Annotated in this window: 21 protein-coding genes and 2 pseudogenes; 13 read left to right on the plus strand and 10 right to left on the minus strand. The window is 70.6% G+C overall.

The window, feature by feature from the left end; all coding sequences use genetic code 11:
• Positions 1 to 13 precede the first annotated feature (13 nt).
• From cas7e to KZQ38_RS34580, 5 genes and pseudogenes are all read left to right on the plus strand, one after another.
• Positions 14 to 1,150 (plus strand): type I-E CRISPR-associated protein Cas7/Cse4/CasC, encoded by a 1,137-nt coding sequence (gene cas7e / locus KZQ38_RS34560; protein WP_219448236.1) that lies wholly within the window; start codon positions 14 to 16, stop codon positions 1,148 to 1,150.
• Entirely contained in the window at positions 1,147 to 1,911 is a 765-nt protein-coding gene (gene cas5e, locus KZQ38_RS34565; RefSeq protein ID WP_219448237.1) for a type I-E CRISPR-associated protein Cas5/CasD, read from the plus strand. The genes cas7e and cas5e overlap by 4 nt, the downstream gene beginning before the upstream one ends.
• Positions 1,911 to 2,576 (plus strand): type I-E CRISPR-associated protein Cas6/Cse3/CasE, encoded by a 666-nt coding sequence (gene cas6e, locus KZQ38_RS34570; RefSeq protein WP_219448238.1) that lies wholly within the window; start codon positions 1,911 to 1,913, stop codon positions 2,574 to 2,576. The genes cas5e and cas6e overlap by 1 nt, the downstream gene beginning before the upstream one ends.
• An 882-nt stretch (positions 2,577 to 3,458) precedes the next feature.
• Positions 3,459 to 4,322 (plus strand): annotated as a pseudogene (locus KZQ38_RS34575) (IS5 family transposase).
• Between the two features lie 415 nt (positions 4,323 to 4,737).
• A complete protein-coding gene (locus KZQ38_RS34580; protein WP_219448239.1) occupies positions 4,738 to 4,908 on the plus strand; it encodes a hypothetical protein in 171 nt (56 codons plus the stop codon).
• Positions 4,909 to 5,063: 155 nt separating this feature from the next.
• On the opposite strand, the gene arsB is transcribed toward KZQ38_RS34580, so the two are convergent.
• Positions 5,064 to 6,140, minus strand: coding sequence for an ACR3 family arsenite efflux transporter (arsB, locus tag KZQ38_RS34585; RefSeq protein WP_219448240.1), 1,077 nt, complete (start codon positions 6,138 to 6,140; stop codon positions 5,064 to 5,066).
• The gene (locus KZQ38_RS34590; RefSeq protein ID WP_219448241.1) at positions 6,137 to 6,502 is read right to left on the minus strand and encodes an ArsR/SmtB family transcription factor; all 366 of its coding nucleotides are present in this window, start codon (positions 6,500 to 6,502) and stop codon (positions 6,137 to 6,139) included. Before KZQ38_RS34590 ends, arsB begins: the two co-directional genes overlap by 4 nt.
• Before the next feature lie 184 nt (positions 6,503 to 6,686).
• Between KZQ38_RS34590 and KZQ38_RS34595 the strand changes: the two genes are divergently transcribed.
• On the plus strand, positions 6,687 to 7,094 hold the full coding sequence (locus KZQ38_RS34595; RefSeq protein ID WP_219448242.1) for an arsenate reductase ArsC: 408 nt from the start codon (positions 6,687 to 6,689) through the stop codon (positions 7,092 to 7,094).
• Between the two features lie 625 nt (positions 7,095 to 7,719).
• Here the strand turns inward: KZQ38_RS34595 and KZQ38_RS34600 are convergent.
• The gene (locus tag KZQ38_RS34600) at positions 7,720 to 8,088 is read right to left on the minus strand and encodes a hypothetical protein (protein ID WP_219448243.1); all 369 of its coding nucleotides are present in this window, start codon (positions 8,086 to 8,088) and stop codon (positions 7,720 to 7,722) included.
• A gap of 650 nt (positions 8,089 to 8,738) precedes the next feature.
• Positions 8,739 to 8,942: a cold-shock protein gene (locus tag KZQ38_RS34605; RefSeq protein ID WP_219448257.1), complete on the minus strand. Its 204-nt coding sequence runs from the start codon at positions 8,940 to 8,942 to the stop codon at positions 8,739 to 8,741.
• A 535-nt stretch (positions 8,943 to 9,477) separates the two neighbouring features.
• On the opposite strand from KZQ38_RS34605, the gene KZQ38_RS34610 reads away from it, so the two are divergent.
• Entirely contained in the window at positions 9,478 to 9,705 is a 228-nt protein-coding gene (locus tag KZQ38_RS34610; protein ID WP_219448244.1) for a hypothetical protein, read from the plus strand.
• 391 nt (positions 9,706 to 10,096) lie between these two features.
• Here KZQ38_RS34610 and KZQ38_RS34615 read toward each other — a convergent pair whose 3' ends face one another.
• Positions 10,097 to 10,603 carry a DUF5994 family protein gene (locus KZQ38_RS34615; RefSeq protein WP_219448245.1) on the minus strand — a complete coding sequence of 169 codons (507 nt, stop codon included), beginning with the start codon at positions 10,601 to 10,603 and terminating at the stop codon, positions 10,097 to 10,099.
• Between the two features lie 1,350 nt (positions 10,604 to 11,953).
• Here KZQ38_RS34615 and KZQ38_RS34620 point away from each other — a divergent pair.
• The gene (locus KZQ38_RS34620) at positions 11,954 to 12,373 is read left to right on the plus strand and encodes a glycosyltransferase (protein WP_219448246.1); all 420 of its coding nucleotides are present in this window, start codon (positions 11,954 to 11,956) and stop codon (positions 12,371 to 12,373) included.
• Positions 12,374 to 12,872: 499 nt separating this feature from the next.
• On the plus strand, positions 12,873 to 13,016 hold the full coding sequence (locus tag KZQ38_RS34625) for a hypothetical protein (protein ID WP_219448247.1): 144 nt from the start codon (positions 12,873 to 12,875) through the stop codon (positions 13,014 to 13,016).
• On the opposite strand, the gene KZQ38_RS34630 is transcribed toward KZQ38_RS34625, so the two are convergent.
• Entirely contained in the window at positions 12,997 to 13,323 is a 327-nt protein-coding gene (locus KZQ38_RS34630; protein ID WP_219448248.1) for a hypothetical protein, read from the minus strand. The genes KZQ38_RS34625 and KZQ38_RS34630 overlap by 20 nt on opposite strands.
• A gap of 529 nt (positions 13,324 to 13,852) precedes the next feature.
• On the opposite strand from KZQ38_RS34630, the gene KZQ38_RS34635 reads away from it, so the two are divergent.
• Positions 13,853 to 14,485, plus strand: a complete 633-nt coding sequence (locus tag KZQ38_RS34635) for a glycoside hydrolase family 130 protein (protein ID WP_219448249.1) — start codon at positions 13,853 to 13,855, stop codon at positions 14,483 to 14,485.
• A 100-nt stretch (positions 14,486 to 14,585) separates the two neighbouring features.
• The gene (locus KZQ38_RS34640) at positions 14,586 to 15,095 is read left to right on the plus strand and encodes a DUF5994 family protein (protein ID WP_219448250.1); all 510 of its coding nucleotides are present in this window, start codon (positions 14,586 to 14,588) and stop codon (positions 15,093 to 15,095) included.
• Here KZQ38_RS34640 and KZQ38_RS34645 read toward each other — a convergent pair.
• Positions 15,092 to 15,736, minus strand: a complete 645-nt coding sequence (locus KZQ38_RS34645; RefSeq protein WP_219448251.1) for a hypothetical protein — start codon at positions 15,734 to 15,736, stop codon at positions 15,092 to 15,094. The genes KZQ38_RS34640 and KZQ38_RS34645 overlap by 4 nt on opposite strands.
• Positions 15,737 to 16,011: 275 nt before the next feature.
• Between KZQ38_RS34645 and KZQ38_RS34650 the strand changes: the two genes are divergently transcribed.
• Positions 16,012 to 16,944 (plus strand): acyl-CoA desaturase, encoded by a 933-nt coding sequence (locus tag KZQ38_RS34650; RefSeq protein ID WP_219448252.1) that lies wholly within the window; start codon positions 16,012 to 16,014, stop codon positions 16,942 to 16,944.
• Positions 16,945 to 16,957: 13 nt separating this feature from the next.
• Positions 16,958 to 17,425 (plus strand): annotated as a pseudogene (locus KZQ38_RS34655) (GNAT family N-acetyltransferase); the annotation flags it as partial.
• A 15-nt stretch (positions 17,426 to 17,440) separates the two neighbouring features.
• Here the strand turns inward: KZQ38_RS34655 and KZQ38_RS34660 are convergent.
• From KZQ38_RS34660 to KZQ38_RS37385, 3 genes are all read right to left on the minus strand, one after another.
• The gene (locus tag KZQ38_RS34660) at positions 17,441 to 17,593 is read right to left on the minus strand and encodes a DUF6307 family protein (RefSeq protein ID WP_257902924.1); all 153 of its coding nucleotides are present in this window, start codon (positions 17,591 to 17,593) and stop codon (positions 17,441 to 17,443) included.
• A gap of 857 nt (positions 17,594 to 18,450) precedes the next feature.
• Positions 18,451 to 18,828, minus strand: a complete 378-nt coding sequence (locus tag KZQ38_RS34665) for a transposase (RefSeq protein WP_219448254.1) — start codon at positions 18,826 to 18,828, stop codon at positions 18,451 to 18,453.
• Positions 18,829 to 18,985: 157 nt separating this feature from the next.
• Positions 18,986 to 20,066, minus strand: a 1,081-nt coding sequence (locus tag KZQ38_RS37385) for a tetratricopeptide repeat protein (RefSeq protein WP_219448255.1), incomplete at its 5' end; no start/stop codon positions are given.

Consider the following 20,066-nt stretch of genomic DNA (forward strand, 5'->3'; position numbering starts at 1 on the left):
GAAGGATCCGTTCATGTCTCGCACCATCGTCGACATCCACGTCATCCAGACCGTGCCGCCCAGCAACATCAACCGCGACGACACCGGCAGCCCCAAGACCGCTGTCTACGGTGGACGGCGGCGGGCGCGGGTGTCCAGCCAGGCGTGGAAGCGCGCCACCCGCGACGCCTTCGAGCACCTGCTCGACCCCGCCGAACTGGGGGTGCGCACCAAGCGGGTGGTGGAACTGGTCGCCGAGGAGATCACCCGGCAGCGCCCGGAGCTGGCGCAGCGGTCGGCGGAGCTGGCCGAGGCGGTGCTCACCGCCGCCGGGATCAAGATCACCCCGGCGCGGAAGAAGGAGGCACTGCCCGAGTCGGGCTACCTCCTGTTCCTGAGCACCCGACAGATCCAGGGCTTGGCCGAACTCGTGATCGAGGCCGCCGAGAAGGCGGGTGAGGGCAAGCCGGACATCAACAAGGCCGACGCGCGGGCGCGGGCGGATCAGCAGCACTCGGTGGATGTGGCGTTGTTCGGGCGCATGGTCGCCGACGCCACCGACCTCAACGTCGATGCCGCCTGCCAGGTCGCCCACGCGCTGAGCGTGCACACGGTGGACAACGAGTACGACTACTTCACCGCCGTCGACGACCACAAGAAAGCCGACGCCGAGGACGCCGGTGCCGGGATGATCGGCACCGTCGAGTTCAACTCCTCCACCCTTTATCGGTATGCCACCGTCGACGTCGACCGGCTCCGCGACAACCTCGGCGACGTCGGAGGCACCCGGCGGGCGGTGGAGGCGTTCGTGCGCGCGTTCGTGTCCAGCATGCCCACCGGCAAGCAGAACACCTTCGCCAACCGCACCCTGCCCGACGCCGTCCTGGTCGTCGTGCGCCACACCCAGTCGATCAACCTGGTCGGCGCGTTCGAGGAAGCCGTGCCCGACGACGCCGACGGCGGCCGGGTAGTCATGGCCGTCAGCCGCTTGGCCGAGCACGCTCGCGAGCTGCACGAGGCGTTCGACGAACAGCCCGTGGACGCTTGGGTGTTCGGCGTGGGCGAGAAGAAGGTCGCCCCGCTGGCCGAGCTGGCGCGGCGCAGCACCTTCGACCCGACCGTGCGCGAGGTGGGCGCACTGGTCGCCGACCGGCTCGGGGAGAAGGCGTGACCACCCTGCTGCTGCGGTTCGCCGCGCCGCTGCAATCCTGGGGCACCAGCAGCCGATTCACCCGCCGCAACACCGACCGCGTCCCCAGCCGCAGCGGCATCCTCGGCATGCTCGCCGCCGCACAAGGACTACAACGCACCGACCCGCTGGGCAGACTGCTCGACCTGCGCATCGGAGTCCGCGTCGACCAAGCCGGCCAACTGCAACGCGACTTCCAGACCGCACGCACCCGCGACGGGTCCACCTCAATGCCGCTGTCCTACCGCTTCTACCTCGCCGACGCCGTGTTCGCCGTCGCCGTCGAAGGCGAACAGGCACTGCTGGAAAGCCTGGAGCGGGCGCTGCGCAGCCCCGTGTTCCCGCTGTTCCTGGGGCGGCGATCGTGCCCACCGGCTGGCAAGCTGCTGCACGGCCTGCACGAAGGCACACTGCACGAACTCCTGGCCCAACACCCCTGGATGGCCTCTCCGTGGGTCCAACGGCGCCACCGCCACGCCACGATCGACCTGGACGTGATCGTCGACTCTGCCGCTGGCGACGAAGGCGCGTCAGCGTATGACGACCCGCAGCACGCCGAGGACGGCATCGTCGTGCGGGACGACCCGATCAGCTTCGACCCCCGCGAACGCCAGTACGGATGGCGCACAGTGCGCCGCTACCCGGTCACTGTTCCCAACCCGGCCCACCGCCCACCCGCTCCCAGCCCGAACCCTCCGGACGACCCGTTCGACCCGATGGCGGCGTTCGTGGAGACCGCCTGATGCACCTGACCCGCTTCCAAATCAACGCAGCCCGCCGCGCTTCCCGCTCACTGCTCGCCTCACCGCAGAAGCTGCACGCCGCGGTCATGTCAGCCTTCCCTCCCAGCGCGCCCACGCCGGCCGACGGCCGGGTGCTGTGGCGTGTGGACCGCAACCAGCACCAAGTCCTGCTCTACTTGGTCAGCCCACACCGTCCCGACCTGACCCACCTGGTCGAACAGGTCGGCTGGCCCACCACCCACACCTGGGACACTCGCGACTACCAACCGCTGCTCGACCGGATCAAACCCGGCCAGCAATGGGCCTTCCGACTCAAAGCCAACCCCGTCGGCAATCGCCGCAAAACCTCCGACTCACCGCGCTCGCAGCGCTTCGGACACGTCACCGTCGCCCAACAAACCGACTGGCTACTCACCCGAGCCGAACGACACGGATTCGCCGTGACACTCGGCGAGCACAAGGAACCCGACGTCGCCGTGCGCGGGCGCGAGCAACTGGTATTTAAACGACAGAGCGCCGACGTCACGCTGTCCACCGCAGTGTTCGAAGGACACCTGGAAGTCACCGACGCCGACCTGCTACGCGCCACCCTGATCAACGGTATCGGCCCCGCCAAAGGTTACGGCTGCGGCCTGCTCACCCTCGCCCCCGCCCGCCATGCCTGATAACCGGCAAGGGCGGCATTACTATGTCGTCGCTCGTCCATACCTTCAGGTGTGCCGCCACTTCTTCATTCGGAACGCTGTGTTGCCCAGCACGAAGACAACCAACGCACAGCCGTCAGGATCAAACCGCTGCCAACCTGCACCGCGTCCAGCAAACCACAAGGTCAACGAGTGTTGTCCCGCGTGCGGAAGTGCTCCGGGCTTCTACCTTCAGGATCTGGACGATGCCATGTCGTCCCCGCGTCTGCGGGGGTGGTCCGAACGGCAAAACGCAGCTCGCCGCAGCCCTGGCGTCTTCCCCGTGCCTATGGGGATGCTCCTATCATCGACCCGATGTTACTGGATTGCCAGCGGTCTCACCGGAGAACAGGAATGGCTCGACGTTGTCCAAGCTGGTATGCAGATGGCAGTTGCCTCCCCCGCGCCTGCGGGAATGCTCCGGACATCTTCAAGTAGCGCGACTCGTTCGGCCCGCCTTCCTTGCGGGTGCGGGGATATTCCGACCTGAGGGAAGACCCAGCGCTCGTCGCCGTCATCTTCCCCGCGCGAGCGGGGATGGTCCCTGGTTGCTGACCAGGACCTTCAGGCCTGGGGCGTCTTCCCGCGCGAGCCGGGATGGTCCGGGCGACGACTGCTGCACCAAGCTCACGCCGAAGTCTTCCCCCGCATGAGCTGGGGTGGTCCGTTGATCGCCCAGTAGTGCACCGTGCCCATGTCGTCTCCCTGCGCGAGCGAGGATGATCTCCAAGTGGCGGACCCAATCGTCATCGCGGGGGCGTCTTCCCCGCGAGCGGGATGGTCCGCGGAACACGCTCAACAACGACTGGCTGTACTAGGCGGTGTCCTGTAATTGATCAGGGTGTCTGGTAGTTCTGGTGCATGGTGGGTCGTGGTGAGCTGACCGATCGTGCGTGGGCGGTGATCGAGCCGCTGTTACCTCCGGTGTCCGGGCATGGCCGCAGGTGGCGGGATCACCGGCAGGTGATCAACACGATCCTGTGGAAGCGCGCACCGGCGCACCCTGGCGGGACCTGCCTGAGCGGTACGGACCCTGGAAGACCGCGCACGAACGGCTACGCCTGTGGGCAGCGGACGGCACCTGGCAGCGCATCCTCGACCGGGTGATCGTCAAGGACGACTCCGTCGGCGAACCGGAGTGGATCGTCAGCGTCGACTCCAGTGTCGTGCGGGGCCCACCAGCACCCCGCCGGGCCCGGAAAAATGGGGATGCGCCGCCGAAGTCGAAGCCCTCGCCGTCGACGGCGAAGGACTCGGACGCTCCCGGGGCGGACTGAGCACCAGAATCCACATCGCGGTCGACGGGCGCGGACTGCCGATGCGGATCCTGATCACACCGGGCCAGGCCGGGGACAACCCACGGCTGCTGCCGCTGCTCGGCGGCATCCGCGTCACCCGCCCCGGACCCGGACATCCGCGCGTCCGACCCGAGGCGGCCATCGCCGACAAGGCCTACTCGCACAAGTCGACCAGGCAGGCCCTGCGGGCCCGCCGTATCGCGTTCACCTGCCCGGAACGCAGGGACCAGAACGCCCACCGCGCGGCCCTGGGCTCACGCGGTGGGCGACCACCGGCCTTCGACGCCGAACGCTACAAGCAGCGCAACGTGGTCGAGCGGTGTTTCAACCGGCTCAAGCAGTCCCGCGGCCTGGCCACCCGCTACACCAAACGAGCCGCCTACTACCAGGCTGAACTCCCCTCGCCGCCATCGTCCTCTGGCTCCGATGACTTACAGGACAGGCTCTAGCCGTCCCTCGCCGGTCGGTACGTGTTGAACAAGCGGGGCAAGCTGAGGGTGCCGGTCGGGCTGCGACGCTGGTGCGGTTTCCCGGTCGGGAGCAGGTCCTGCTGGTGGGGGTGCCGCAGGTGTCGGCGGTGATCCTGCACGGACTGGAGAAGTTGGCCGAGGCGCTGCCCGATCGCCGCGGCGTGGTGCGCGACGCCCGTCCACCGTGTGGGCGTCCTGACGTCGATCGCGCCGACGGATCCCGTCGGGTCCGGGGCCGCCGGCCTGACCGGTCCCGATGTCGACCGGGTCGGGTACCGGCCTCCCCGGGGAGGCCGGACGTGAGCGCCGGGATTCCCGCAGCGAGTTCAGGCCGGGCGGCGCTGCAACGGGTGCTGGGGGCTGTCCGCGTCGTTCATGTCCCAGCCGATCGAGGTCCGCCAGACCCACGCCGACCTGCGCCGCTCCCTGGGCGGCTCGATCGTGCCGCAAACCGTGTTGCGCATCGGGTTCGGCCACCCCACGCCGCCCAGTCCGCGCCGAGACATCACCGACCTGTTGCCGGAACCCGACCCGTCCAGGACTTGAGCCTGGTGCACGAGCACATGCCACGGAAACTTCGAGAGCGCTCTTCCTGCGAACGTTCTCCGGAACGGCGTCTTCTGTCGACCGCGTCGCGGGATCGCGCGCCACCGGAGGCGGGTGTACACCGGGCAAGGGGAAGGACCGACGAAGCACGGGACCTACGCGCGAGTGGTGGTAGACCGGCGGCGCAGCGCCAGGGAGACGTGAACCAGGCCGACGAGCACGGGCACCTCGATCAGCGGGCCGACGACCCCGGCGAGGGCTTGGCCGCTGGTCGCGCCGAACGTGGCGATGGCGACCGCGATAGCCAACTCGAAGTTGTTGCCCGCAGCGGTGAACGCAAGCGTCGCGGTGCGCTCATAGCCCAGCCCGATCGCACGGCCCAGCGCGTACGAGCCGACCCACATGAGGGCGAAGTAGACCAGCAGCGGCAGTGCGATGCGGGCCACGTCCGACGGTCGGCTGGTGATCTGGTCGCCTTGCAGCGCGAACAGCACCACGATGGTGAACAGCAGCCCGTACAGCGCGACCGGGCCGACCTTCGGCAGGAACCGCGTCTCGTACCAGTCGCGGCCCTTGGACCTCTCGCCCAGGGTGCGGGTGAGGTAGCCGGCCAGCAGCGGGACGCCGAGGAAGATCAGGACGCTCTTGGCGATCTGCCACCCCGACACCGCGAGGTCGGCCTGCGGCAGGCCCAGCCAGCCGGGCAGCACGGACAGGTAGAACCAGCCCAGCAGCCCGAAAGCGATCACCTGGAACGCCGAGTTCAACGCCACCAGCACGGCGGCGGCTTCCCGGTCCCCACACGCCAGGTCGTTCCAGATGATCACCATCGCGATGCAGCGCGCCAGGCCGACGATGATCAGGCCGGTGCGGTACTCGGGCAGGTCGGGCAGCAGCAGCCACGCCAACGCGAACATCAGCGCCGGACCCACCAGCCAGTTCAGGACCAACGACGACCACAGCAACCGCCGATCGCCGGTGACGCCGTCCAGTCGGTCGTAGCGGACCTTGGCGAGCACCGGGTACATCATCACCAACAGCCCAAGAGCGATCGGCAACGAGATCCCGTCCACCGCCACCGCGTTCAACACCGCGTCCAAACCCGGTATCCACCGCCCGGCCAGCAGCCCGAGGGCCATGGCCGCGCCGATCCACACCGGCAAGAACCGATCCAGCGGGGACAGCTTGCCGACCACTCCGGCGTCGAGGGTGGCGCCATCGGTCGTGGTCACGCTCCCACCTCTGTGGGCAGGGAATCGCCGGGGACGAGTACGGTCGACAGTTGCGCCAGAACCTCGGGCACCGCCCGGTAGAAGACCCAGGTGGCACGCCGCTCGCTGGTGACCAGACCGGCTTCGCGCAGCGACTTGAGGTGGTGGGAGATCGTCGGCCCGGTCAGGTCGAAGGCGTCGGTCAGGTCGCACACGCAGGCTTCCCCGCCTTCATGGGAGGCGATCAGCGACAACAGCCGCAGCCGCACCGGGTCGCCCAGCGCCTTGAAGAGGCGGGCGAGTTCGACAGCCTGATCGGAGGACAGGGGCTCACGGGCGAGTGAGGTGGAACAGGCGTCCACCAACGGCAGCGACTTCGACACCGGATGAGGTTGACACTCGTCTAAATAGAAGTCAATCTAAGCAGGTGTGCGGGGCGTCGATGCCGTTGCGGTGCGGCCTGACCGTGGATCGCAAGGTCGCCCCCCTCCCAGGGCCTTGCCGTGACCAGGCGGCGCTGTGGCCGTTGAGAGCGCCCTTACCCGCCACCTGCTGAAGGAACACCCGTTGAACGCGAAGCCCGAAGTCCTGTTCGTCTGCGTCCACAACGCCGGCCGCTCCCAGATGGCCGCCGCGCTGCTCCAGCACTACGCCCTGGGACGGGTCGCGGTCCGCTCCGCAGGCTCCGCACCCTCCGACGAGGTCAATCCCGCCGCGGTCGAGGCGTTGGCCGAATCGGGGCTGGACATCACCGCTGAAGTTCCCGCCAAGCTCACCACGGAAGACGTCGAGGCGTCCGACGTCGTCATCACGATGGGCTGCGGCGACACGTGCCCCGTCTTCCCAGGGAAGCGCTACCTCGACTGGAACCTCGACGACCCCGCCGGCCAGGACATCGCCGCCGTCCGCCCCATCCGCGACGAGATCGACCGCCGGGTTCGTGCCCTGCTCGCAGAACTCCTCGACGTCGACTGACCCCGCACCGGGCTCGCGGTCCCGCTGGTCGGTCGGCTCGCCGAATCCGATCCCTCACCGCTGTGAGGCAGTCGTCCTGCCCTGAAATCCTCGGAGCACGGCCGGCCGCGGCTCGGTCCTCACCGACAGGTCGTGCCGTACGTTGGCCATGGTCGGTATGGGTTACCGCTGCTTATGCTGACACCCCGATCGGCGCTTCGGGCTCGAAGATCTACTTCGTGGCCATCGAATCCGAGGAGTGAGGGGTGCGGTGGTGGGCAAACGGGCAGTTGCGCCGAAGCCTCCCTCCTGCGTCGAACGGCTTCTGACCTAGCTGGACGATATCCACGTCGCCTACCAGAGGTCCTGGCGCGGCCTCGGGTACCGTCAACATCACCCCTGACCGGCGTGGCCAAAGCCGCGTGGTGTTCATCGGCTTTCCCAGCCGGGGTTGGGCTACCAGCGACACCACGCCGGAAGCAGCGCGTATGAAGCTCCTGTCCCGAGTACGGGACTGGGAGCACGACACACGCTCCCACCATCGGTGCCAGGTACATGGCCCACCTGCTGCCGGTGGCACTCCGGGAGATCGACGACGCCAAACGGGCAAGCCGGAACCAGGACCTCCGCGACGCCGCCCAACGGATCACATCGCGATCGCTGATGCGGTCGAGCACAGTGACGCCGCCGGCGCGTCGCGCCAACGCTCGCTTCGGATGCGGCCCGGCGTCAACGAGACGGTAGCCGTAGGGCGGTCTCCGCCGAGGTAGCGGCCCTGTTCGACGGTCTGCCTGCGCATGGCGGTGACGACGCGGTGGCGGAAGCGAATCACTTCCGTCTGCGAGCGTGCGGCGAGCACCAGCCCTTGTGCTTCCGGCAGCCACAGCTGCGCCCCGTACCGCTCCAGCACCGCCCGAAGTTCTCGTACCTGGGCACCGTCGAGGAGAGCGCGCTCGTACTCGCCCATCACCATCGCGGCGACCCGGTCCGCGTTGGCCGCGATGTAGCGCAGCATCGCCGAAGCCCGAGGCCGCAGGTGCAGAGGAACCTGACGAGAGCACCCGGCTCGAAATTGGAACAGGAACCGCGGATCTCGGGCCGGAGAGGCGTCGACAACAGGGATGCCCGGCAGGATGGTGGCGGCGGGACACTCGGCGAGCGCGGTCGGGCGAGGCGGGGCGGGCACCGTCCTGGCGCGGTCCTCGACAGGGAACTGGGATCTGAGTGCCGGGTGACGAGGCATCCACGCCGCGATGACAAGGGTTTCCGGAGATACGCCCGGAGACCACTGCTGTGGTCCTCGCTCGTTGATCGGGAGGTGCTCGTGGATCGTCGGGCTGAGGGACACCGGTCGGACACTCGCCGGCGCCGGTCGGCCACGAGCGCCGTCAGCACCGGTGCGAGTCGTTGAGCGGGCCTTGGCTGCGCTTGAGTTCGGCGTGATGACGAACCGCTGGGCCGAGTCGTTCTCGCATTGGTACCGGTGGATCGCGCCGTTGTTCTCGTGGCTCTGCCCTCGAACGGTGAGGTGCTTGTCCGCGAAAGTCGGGTCGTTCATCCGGAACACGCCTTGGCCCACGCCGCGCTTCCAAGCGCCGAAGCCGGCTCGCCGCAACTGAAAGGCCCGTCGTGGGCGGGGAGATCCCACCGCCCACGACGACGGAGTCAGAGCATCCGGGCCGAGGTGGCGTGCGGGCCCTTGTGGCCCTCGCCGAGTTCGAACTCCACCGGGCGGCCGTCCGCGACGCCGTGGAAGTCGTAGCCCTGGATCTCGGAGTGGTGCAGGAAGACGTCCGTCCCTCCGCCCGCCGGGGTGATGAACCCGAAACCCTTGGTGCCGTTGAACCACTTCACGGTGCCTTGCGTCATGGAACATGCTCCTTGTGCTGTTCGGGACGTGTCGTGCACGTCCCGGGGTGAACGGTTCGGGGGTCGGTCCCACGCGCCGGCGGCGAAGCGGGTGTCGGGGTCGGGCAGGCCCAACATGGACAGCAGTTCGACGCAGTCGTCGGGGTCCAGCGAGTGGCCGGCCACGGTCAGCGCGGCCCGGGTGCGTTGCACCGCTTGGGCTTCGCCCTCGGCGGCCCGCGCCGCGGCGAAGCTCCCGGCCACGACGCGCGATCGGCTCGGCTGTCCCGGAGGTGTCATCGAGAACTCCCTGCGCACGGCGGGGTGGCCGGCGTGCGACGACGGCGAGGCGCCCGGTGGACAGGGCTGGGAGGGCGGTGCTGAGGTGGGTCGAATCTCCGGCGGCAAGCCGGCTCTCCCGTCTCCGGTCGACGTGGCGCGGACCGGACTGGGTCGGGTACCGCAACGGCGGGGTGCCGGCGTCTCGTGCCCAACTCGGCCGACTGTACCGGAAGGAAGCAGGCGTGGGCGTGATCAGCGCAGTACCGTTCCGAATATGTCGGAGGACGCCGGTGGTCCCGCGCTCGATCCCACGCTGTCCGAGTGGCTCAAGGCGCGCGCGGAGACCGAGGCCCACCTGGCCGGTCGACCCTCGCCGCTCGACGTCGCGTGGGCGCAGCGCCTGGCCGACCTGCTCACCACCGAACGGTCGTGGCAGGGCCAGTACACCGAACTCATCGCGCTGGGCAGCAGCGGCGGCAGGTTCCCCTCCTCGAACCGCTGACCGACCTGTCCGCTGTGTCCGAACGGGACGGTCGGCGAGGTGTGGCGCGTCGGCGGTGGCCGGTAGCTGCGCCTCCTCGCGGCGGTGTCCGGGTGGGGCTTCGGCGGTAACGAGGCCGGCATCGAGCCGGTCGAAGCAGGGCAGGAAGCGGCTCAGCCAGGTGCGCACGATCATGAGCCGGTGCGGGCCGGTCGCGGCCACGAGGATCAGCGGCGGGTGCGCAGCCACACGGTGGCGAACACGCGGGTCGCTGCCCAGCGCGAAGCCCGCTCCGAGCACGACCACGACGGCGGAGGGCTGTTCGGCGACCTGCCTGAGGATGTCGTCGCGGAACTCATCACGTGTCTGACTCATCGGCCGAGGGGGGGCACGATCGAACTCGACAGGGCGGTCACGGCGCGGCGTTGTCCCTCACGGAGCGGGCGTGCCGCCGTGGCCGGGGTGGGACCGCGGAGGCGCCGGGGACGTTGTTCCACCGCAGGATGTCCTCGGCGGTAGCGTCGGTGTCGATGTCGGCGGCGGCGCGCAGCGCGGCTCGTGCGGCACCAGCGGGAGTCGCCGGGGGGATCACCAGCAGCCGGGTGCGGCGGCGGTGCGGACCCATCATCGTGACGATGTGGGGTTGGGCGGAGCGGAAACCCTCCAATTCCACCACCGTGTCGTGGACGGTGAGCCGGCGCGCGCCGGCGTCCCACGCGCCGAGGTGGAACGACACCCGCAGCACTGGCAGGCCCCGGGTGGACATGGCGGCGATCAGCGGCGGGAACTCGGTGGCGGGGTCGGTGGAGCGCGGCCACCAGCCGCCGTCGACCCAGCCCTCCGCCCCGGTGCGCGGTGTCAGCGTCCACCGGCATTCGGGCTCGGTGGTCGGTGAGGTGGTGGGATCGGGCTGGTTCATCTCGCTGGTCCCGCCTCCGGCCGGAGGCGGCCGGACGTCGTGGTGCGCCCGCGGGCGGCGCCGGCTCGGACGTCAGCGCGCGAAGTGCCCCGGTTCGCCCCACACTACGCCGAAGAACCCCGAAATTCGGTCCGCCTGGTCCGTCCGGGATCGGCCGGTGGTGTCGGAATTCCATCCTTGAGGGGCTTGGGATCGGCTTGCCCGGCGGCGCGCTGCCGGGTGTAGCCGGTGCCTCCGGTGTCGGATCGGGCCAGGTCGTGGGCCAGGGTCGGGGTTTCACGCAGGACCTGGCGGGCGGAGCCCGGGGCGAGGCTGTACGGGGATTCGTAGCTGCTGATCGCCATAGTGGACCTGCTTGTCTGATCGTTCTGGCGGTGACGGGAAAACTGAACTCCACCGTCAAGTTCTTCGGGGCGTGCCGACCGTGCTCGATTTTGTGGTGATTCTCAGCGGAATCTCAGCGGGAAATCCGCCGGTGCGGCGTAGCGTGGGTATGGTCGAGCAGTCCACATGTCGCGCTCGACGAGGAGCCAGACCGGCCGGACCATCCGGCCGGGGACGGCACATCCCGTGTGAGACCGGGGCCGCCCGTCGCCACCCCACCGGCCCACGATGGCCGCCGAGCAGCCTTGACCGAGGTCGGACGAGGTGCTCACCCAGGGGGCATGTCGGCGAAGCGGGCGAGCCCGGCCGGAGGACCTGTCCACCGAACTGCCCGCGCTGCCGTGGGCGGTTCGGCTGGTCTCGAGTGTCCACATCGGACTAGGACCGGTGCTCGGGTGATGGCCGTCGCCGCCCTCTACCCCCGAAAGGCGTTGGCATGGCTCGAACCTACGGGTTTCTCAGCACGTTCCCCCGACGCAGTGTGGCCTGGCCACGTTCACCGCCGCGCTGCTGCACCACCTGATCGCGGTGCCCCGGGCGCGCGGAGGCGGGTCGTCCGCGTGCCCGCCGACACCGACCGGCCGCGGGGCGCGACGCCGCCCGTGGTGCACGAGATGGTCGCCGGGGGTCGAACCCGCCGCCTAGGCGCTCAACGGCTGCGACGTGGTCGTGGTGCAGCACGAGTACGGCATCTACGCCGGCGGGACGGCGAGGACGTGCTCGCACGGCTGCGCGTGCCGGTGATCGTCGTGCTGCACACCGTCCTCACCGAACCCCACGCCGAGTGCTGGAGGACGTGGTCGGCCACGCGGACGCGGTGGTGACCATGTCGGCGGCGGCCAGGGATCGACTGCTGGCCGGGTACGCCGTCGCGCGCCCCGAGGACGTGGTGGTCATCCCGCACGGCGCACTCCCGGTCGACGCGCCGCCGTTCGAACCACGCGCCGGCCGGCCGCTGATCCTCACGTGGGGGCTGCGTTCGGCGTCGCGGACCTGGTCGAGTTCGACGCGACCTACCGGCCGGTGGACGCGCTGGCCGAGCTGGTCGGCCGCGCCGACGTCGTCCTGCTGCCCTACGAGTCCTCCGAACAGGTCACCTCCGGCGTCCTCGTCGAGGCCGTGGGCGCGGGCCGGCCGGTGGTCGCGACCCGGTTCCCGCACGCCGTGGAGTTGCTGGCGGGCGGAGCGGGTCTGGTGGTGCCGCACCGCGACCCGGTGGCGATCGCCGCCGCGCTGCGGCGCGTGCTGACCGATCCGGGGCCGGCCGTCGGGATGGGGAAGCGGGCCAGGCGGCTCGCGCCGAGCGTGAGCCGGCCCGCCGTCGCGCGCAGCTATGCGGGCCTTTCCGAGCGGCTCGCCGCCACCCGGGTGGTGACCCCGCTGTGAACGGCCCGAGCTTCGCCCACCTCGTCCGGCTCAGCGACGACGTGGGCCTGCACGAGCACGCCCTGAGACCGCTGCCGCTGCGCGCGCACGGCTACTGCCTGGACGACGTGGCGCGCGATGTGCTTCGCCGCGCTGGGCGCGGCCGAGGTGCTGCGCGCCCAGCCCGACCACGAGTCGTCGCGGAAACTCCTGGCGGACATCCCCGCCGTCGTGGGCGGGCCGGACCGGGCGGTGCCGTGGCCTTGGCCTGAAGCGCGCCTGTTCTACGCCAACGCCGTGCTGCCCGAAGCGCTCATCGCCGCCGGCGACCGGCTCTCGCCCACGCCCATGCACGGCTGGCGCGCCGGTGAGCACCGCCCGGCGTTCGATCAGCAGCCTCTCGAAGCCGCCGCGCTCGCCGACGCCTGCGCCCGCGCCCACCGGGTGACCGGCGACCGGGCGTGGCCGGCCGGCGTCCGGCGCGCGGTGGCGTGGGTTCGGCGGCGACAACGACGCCAGCGTGCCGCTGCTGGACGAGGAGACCGGCGGCGGGTGCGACGGCCTGTCGCGCGACGGGCGCAACCGCAACCAGGGTGCCGAGTCCACGCTGGCGCTGCTCTCGACCCTCCAGCACGCCCGCGTGTTCACCGGGAGCGCCGGGTGAGCGCCCTGGTCACCCGCGGTCGGGTGCGGCTGCGGCCGGACCCGGGCCGGGTCGTCACCGGGCTGTTCGTGCCGGGCGAGGAGAAGCCCGAGCACGAGTCCCGGTCCGCGGGGGTGATCCGGCGGGTGATGGCGCTGGACGAGGACACCGCGGAGGTGGCGTTGACCCGCACGGTGAAGCTGTTCGCGCGGCGGCACCGCGACCTGCGGGAGAGCTTCGCCGACCACTTCGCGAGCGTCAGCCACCGCCTCGACGCGGGCGTGGAACTGTCGGAAGCGCGGCGGATGTTGATCGGCGCGTACTTCACCCACGAATACTCGGTGGAGGGCGCGGCGCTGTGCAACCCGTCGCTGGTCGCGCACCCCCGACCAGGAAGGCGTGCCGCGCGGGCACCTGCGGTGCGTGCTCAGCGTGCGCGGCATCGGCGAGGGCCACGTGTCGTCGGTGGAGTTCCGCACCGCCCTGATCGCGCCCGACGGCACGCTCACGGTCACCCCGGCCTCCGCGTTCGCCACGGTCGGCGTGCGGCGGGAACCGGTGCACGACAAGGCGCTGTTCCGGGGCAAGCTCGCCGAGTTCGGCCACGACGACGAAGTCTCCGCCGTGCTCAACCGGTACCTGCCCGAGCACTTCACCGGCAGTGACCTCGACCTGCTGCCGGCGACCCTGCACCCCGGCCTGGTCGCCCGGCAGGAAGCGCACCGCACGGTCGAGCTGATCCGATGGATCGCCGCGTGCAACTACACCTCCGAGTTCGCCCAGGGCACCTCCCTGAGCGAACGGGTGCTGTGGCCCACCGGCCCGTCCGAGCGCCACGGCTGGAAGACGCCCGCTTCGTGCGCTTCACCGACGACGACGGCGAACACATCCACTACGCCACCTACACCGCCTACGACGGCGTGGACGTCGCGCCACAACTGTTGGAAACCAAGGACTTCCGCACCTTCCGCGTCACCCAGACCACCGGTCCGGGCGCGCGCGACAAGGGCATGGCGCTGTTCCCCCGGCGCATCGGCGGCCAGTACGCGGCCCTGTCCCGCGGCGACGCCGAGAGCACCTTCATGACGACCTCCGACGACCTGCGCTGCTGGACGACGCCGCACCGCGTGGCGCAACCGTCCCGTGACCGGGAGCTGGTGCAGGTCGGCAACTGCGGCTCGCCCATCGAGACCGCCGAGGGCTGGCTCGTGCTCACCCACGGCGTGGGTCCCATGCGGGTCTACTCGATCGGCACGATGCTGCTCGACCTCGACCACCCCGAGCGGGTCCTGGCGAGCCTGCCCGATCCACTGCTGGTCCCCTCCGCCGAGGAACGCGACGGGTACGTGCCCAACGTCGTCTACTCGTGCGGCGGGCTGCTGCACGGCGACACGCTCGTCATCCCCTACGGCACAAGCGATTCCTCCATCGCGGTGTGCACCACGTCGCTATCGGCGCTGTTGGCCGTCATGCGGCGTAGGGTGGGGTGACCGAGGGTTTGTCGCGTGTCGACGGTCAAGCCGGCTCCGCCTTGGGCGCACGACGACATCCGGCGGGCTTTTCGCATCGTCGGAGACGGGAACCACCACCATGACCCTCGAACTGCTCAACCCACCCGCCGAGACGACTCTGCGGTTGTCGATGAAACCCGAGGGCTCCTCCGGCGGCGCGGTCGACGGCGCCTGGTGGCCCCGCTCGGCCGACCCCACGACCGAGTTCCCGCCACTGCTCGCCGTCCTCGGCGCGGCAGGCCAGGTCCGCCGCGTCACCTACCACCTCGACTCCTGGGAACGAGCCGACCGCAAGCTCGAGGCCGGCGACATCACCGTGCGGATGGAAGGTTTCCACTCTATCCAGCCCGACACCGTCACTCTGGTCAACTCCGACTACACCCGCATCCGGTTGCTCGTGGTGCCGCCGGGCACACCCGGCGGTGTCGCACGGGCGGTGCTGCGGTCCGCCGCGACCTCGAACGCCACCGTGGAAGACATCCTGTCCTCGAACGGCGCGACCCCGCGCACGAACCCCGAGCACGCGCCGCGCCGGACGCGGGGCACCATCGACGAGGACCGCTGGGAAGGCGACGGCGGGCACTTCTAGCCGCTCACCGCCAAGCCGGCGACCAGGAGGAGCGCGCCCACCACCGCGCACCCCAGTTCCGCGGCCGGCAGCCGGTGTCGCGCCCAGCGGGTGAAGGCCAGGTTGACCACCGCGTGGGCCGCGACGGTCGCCGGGAGCCACCACGGCCCCTCCACCAGGAGCAGTGTCGCTCCCAGGTGGAAGGCCGTGGTGGTGGCGCCGCGGAGCAGGACGTGAAGGGGGTGGATGGCGGCAACCCCACCCTCTGCGCTCAGCAGTTCGACCGCGCTCGGTCGCAGGGCGCCGGTGAACTGGGACAGGCCGGTCGCGGTGGTGAAGACCAGTTCCGCGACCGCCCAGCCCAGACCCGCCCACAGCGCCGGGGCGAACCCCGTGACGCCGACCAGCACGAGCAGCAGGCGCACCACCTCGTCGGTCACCGCGGACGCGGCGGCCAATGCGGTCCGGCCGCGGTCGGGGTCGTGCAGGCGCCCGGTCGAGGCCACCGCGGGCACCCGGGCCGCGAGCGCGACCAACCACCCCAACGCGCCCAACAACGCGGCACCGGCCTGCTCCGGGCCGAGCAGGAGCGTGAACACCGCCGCGAGCCCCGCCAGGACGACCAGCAGCACGGCCGCGCCGGATCGGAGCCTCCTGCCCACTCCGGCCGGTCCCGCCCTGTCACGTGCCGGTCGCTCGATGCGCCCACCGTACGCCCGGTCGCCGACCGCGGCTCGCGGCGATCGGTGCCGGGCCGTCGAGCCGTGTAGCGTTGGGGGAAAGCGCGGAAAGCCGCTACCCGACCGGTCGGCACGCCGCTTCCCCGCCATTTTCCGGCCGGCCGGCCCGCCGCGGTCCGGACTTGCTCCGCGCCGACCCCTGTCCGCCCCAGCCCCGCTCGGCACCGGGTCGCTCTTCCAGTCAGGTAGTGCACGTCATGACATCATCGACCCTCGCCGCACCGAAACCGTTGCTGGCCGAACCCCGTACCCGCACCGAGATGCTCGTCATCCGGGCGTTCCTGGTGATCCCGTTCGCCGCGCTGATCGCCGCCGTGCCCCTCACCTGGGGGTGGGTGCTGAGCTGGGTGGACGTGACGCTCGCGGCGGTGTTCTACACCGTGTCCACTCTGGGCGTCACCATCGGCTACCACCGGTACTTCACGCACGGCGCGTTCAAGGCCAAGCGGGCGCTGCGGGTGGCCCTCGCCATCGCCGGCGGCCTGGCGGCGCAGGGACCGGTGATCGGGTGGGTGGCCGACCACCGCCGACACCACGCCTTCTCCGACCGCGAGGGGGACCCGCACTCGCCGTGGCTGTTCGGCACCTCGCCGATGGCGTTGGCGCGGGGTTTCTGGCACGCGCACATGGGGTGGCTGTTCGGCCGGGACACCACCAACGTCGACCGGTTCGCGCCGGACCTGGTAGCGGACAAGGACATCCGCGTGGTCGACCGGCTGTTCCCGTTGTGGGTCTTGCTGAGCGTGGCCGTGCCGACCGCGCTGGGCGGTGTCCTCACGCTGTCGTGGTGGGGTGCGCTGACGGCGTTCCTGTGGGCGGGTCTGGCCCGGATCTCCTTCCAGCACCACGTGACCTGGTCGGTGAACTCGATCTGCCACATGATCGGCGACCGCCCGTTCGCCGCCCGCGACCGCTCGGCCAACTTCTGGCCGCTGGCGATCCTGTCGATGGGCGAGTCCTGGCACAACTCCCACCACGCCGACCCGACCTGCGCCCGCCACGGCGTCGACCGCGGCCAGCTGGACGTGTCGGCGCGGGCGATCTGGGCGTTCGAGAAGCTGGGCTGGGTGTGGCGGGTCCGCTGGCCGCGCCCGCACCGCATGGCCGCGCTGCGCGTGGACACCCGGTGAAGACCGATCGGCTGGTGCTACGCGCCTGGCGCACAGACGACGCCGAGGTCGCTGGGCGGTGGAACGCGCCGCCGACCACACGGTGATCGGCGGCGCCGTCCTCCTGTCCTGCCGCCCCGACAACGAGGACTGGGAGACGGGCCGGCAACTGCACCCGGGCAAGTGGGGACAGGGCTACGCGGGCGAGTGCACGTTCGCACTCGCCCGCTGGGCCTTCTCTCACGGCCTGGATGAGGTCTTCACCGTCGTGCGCCCCAACAAGACCCGCATCGCCCGCAACGGCGTGCACTGGGTGGGCGAGACCCGCAGGTGCTTCGACCTGGACCTCCAGGTGTTCCGCCTGCGCCCGGCCGGCCTCGGCCGCACCGCCCACGGAACTACGCCTGACCGGCCTTCGTCCCGGGCTCCAGGAACAGCGGCTCGTGCACGTCCTCGGCCGACGGGACCGGCTGCGCCGGCCGCGGGACCTCCGGATGGCTGAACAACCCGTCCACGATCACCGAATGCTCTCCGGCAGGTGGTCCAACACGTGCACCACGCGCACCGCGACGTCCTGCGCGATCTTCGCGTCCAGATCGGACAACTCCTGCAACGTGGCCCGCACGAGATCGACCCGTGCTTCATACCGTGAAACGTACTGGGGTGACATGGGTTTCCGTCCTTCTCCACGCCCTCGGGGCTCAATGCGAACGATGTCGGAGCCGTCTCGCGACGCGGGATGTCCGGGCGGACTCGATCGAGTCGACCCGATGACGACAACGCTACACCCCGGTGAGCCGCTCGACGGTGACCGGCGTGGCGAACCACGGAGGGCATGCCTGGCGGGCGTCGCCCGCGGCACGCCAACCGCTGGCCCCGGCACCGCCCGCCCGGACCCACCATCCGAGTCGTCCTGACGCCCGGACGCGGTGCGGACCGGCCCCAGAGCGCACCCAGCGCCGACCCGCACCGCGCAACCAGACCGCCGTGGGCGCTGTCTGCTCAACGACACCGCGTCGAACCTGGCCCACCGTTCCCGCACGCGGGAACAGCACCCCAGAACTACCCACCACGACGGCCGGAACACCTTCGACGGACGTCGCTACGCACGGGTATGGTCGAAATGACTGCCCCGTCCAGCCGGCCACCGTCGCCGCCGTGCAGGACCGCACCGAAGTTGGCAGCCCGGATCCACCCGCCGAGCACCCAACCGTGCGCCACGGGGTTCGGCGATCGCCACCTGCTCGCCCCTGTGGGCACCGTCATCGGCAAGGCAGCCGGTTGTGGATCTGGTCGTCCTTTTCCGGGATGGTGGCCTTGGTCCCACGCTTGGCGAGGTGTTCGCGGTTGGAGTAGCCCTTGTCCGCGATCACCCGCTCCGGCCGGGTGCGAGGTTGTCCGACCGGGCGGGTGACGCGATGCCGACCAGGACGTCCTCGAAGAGTGGTGTCGTTGACGTTGCCCGCGGGTGAGCACAATCCACAGTGGCCTGCCCCTCCCGTCGACCGCCAGGTGGGTTTGTGGTCGTCAGGCCCCACGGGAGCGCCCGATCGCGTGGTCAGCCGGTTCCGCGGTCGGATTCCCGTGATTCGACCAGGCCCCCGTGTCCTTCGGCAGGGCCGCGCCGTGTTGATGGACCCGGACCAGGGTGAAGTCCACCGACACCACCCAGTCCAACTCACTAGCCAGATCCGCCCGCACCCGGTCGACCAGACCGGCCCAGGTGCCGTCCGCGCTCCACCACAACAACCGCTCGTACAGCGTCTGCCACGGCCCGAACCACTCCGGAACCTCCCGCCACGGCACACCGACCCCGTACCTGTAGGCGATGCCCTCGATCACCCGGCGGTGATCACGCCACCGACCGCCCCGACGCGGCGAACGATCCGGCAACTCCCCACCCATGACCAAGACTCCACCGGACCTCGACATCAAGATCCGTCAGACACACCGTCGGGGGCATCCGGTCGGTGGGTTATCCCGACCCCGGTCGGGATAACCCGCCGAGGCCCGTACCGACTGCGTCGGCGGCGGCCCGCAGAGACATCGGCGATGCCGAGGATCACGGTGTCTCGATCGAAGTGGTGCGGTCGAGGTCGTCGAGTCGGCGTTGGATGCGTTCGGCTTCGTCGTCACGGCCTTGGTCCCGGTACAGCCGGAGCGCCGCCTGCCACACCGCGCGCGCCTGCTCGGGGTGGCCGCGGGCGACGTGAGGTCGGCCGAGGTGGTCGAGGGTGTTCGCGACCTCGTAGGTGTTGCCGAGGGAGCGGAACAGGACGAGGGCCTGCTGGTAGTAGTTGAGGGCCTGGTCGTCGTCGCCGGTTCGGTGGGCGAGATGTCCGAGGCTGACCAGGGTGTGCGCCTGGCCGATGGTGTCCTGGTGGTAGCGGTGCAGGGTCAGGGCGGCGTGGCAGTGGTCTCGGGCGGTGTCGTACTCGCCCAGACGACTGGCGTACAGGCCGACCGTGTTGAGCGCGTCGGCTTCCCAGATCGGTTGGCCGAGGGTGCGGTGCAGATCCAGGGCTTCGCGGGCGTGGCCCAGGGCTCGTAGGTCGTCGCCCCGCGCCTCCCAGGCCGCGGCGAGCGCCTGGTGGGTGTGGGCCTGCTCGGCGGGGTCGTGGTGTTGTCGGGCCAGGGCGAGTGCGCGGTCGAGATGCGCGACGGCCTCCTCGTGCCGGTCCAACTGTGCGCAGGCGTGACCGAGGAGGCGGTGGGCACGGATGCGAGTGGTGGGGTCGGACAGGTGGTGGGCGGCTGCGAGTGCGGCCCGCCACGCCACGAGCGCGTCACGTCGGTGTCCCCGCTGGAGGTGGAAGGTGTGCAAGGCCCAGGCCAGGTGCCAGACGACGTGGTGGCGGCCCAGGGCGGCGGCGGCGTGTTGGGTGGCCAGCAGGGTGGCGTGCTCGGCGTCCAGCCAGGCCAGCGCGGCTGCGGCGTCAGCCGGCGCCCGCGGGCGGACGCCGGGCGCGGGCGGATCGGGATGGGTGAGCGGACGATGGAGATCCAGAAGGCGGTCAGCGGCGACCGCGGTGTGCAGGTGGAAGTCCGTCACCCGCGTCAACGCCGCCTCTCGCGTGGGCTCGGGCAGGGTGTCGGCGGTGCGTGTGGCGTAGGCGCGGACCAGGTCGTGCATGGCGTATCGG

The organism is Saccharothrix obliqua, from assembly GCF_019375475.1.
Lineage (GTDB): Bacteria > Actinomycetota > Actinomycetes > Mycobacteriales > Pseudonocardiaceae > Actinosynnema > Actinosynnema obliqua.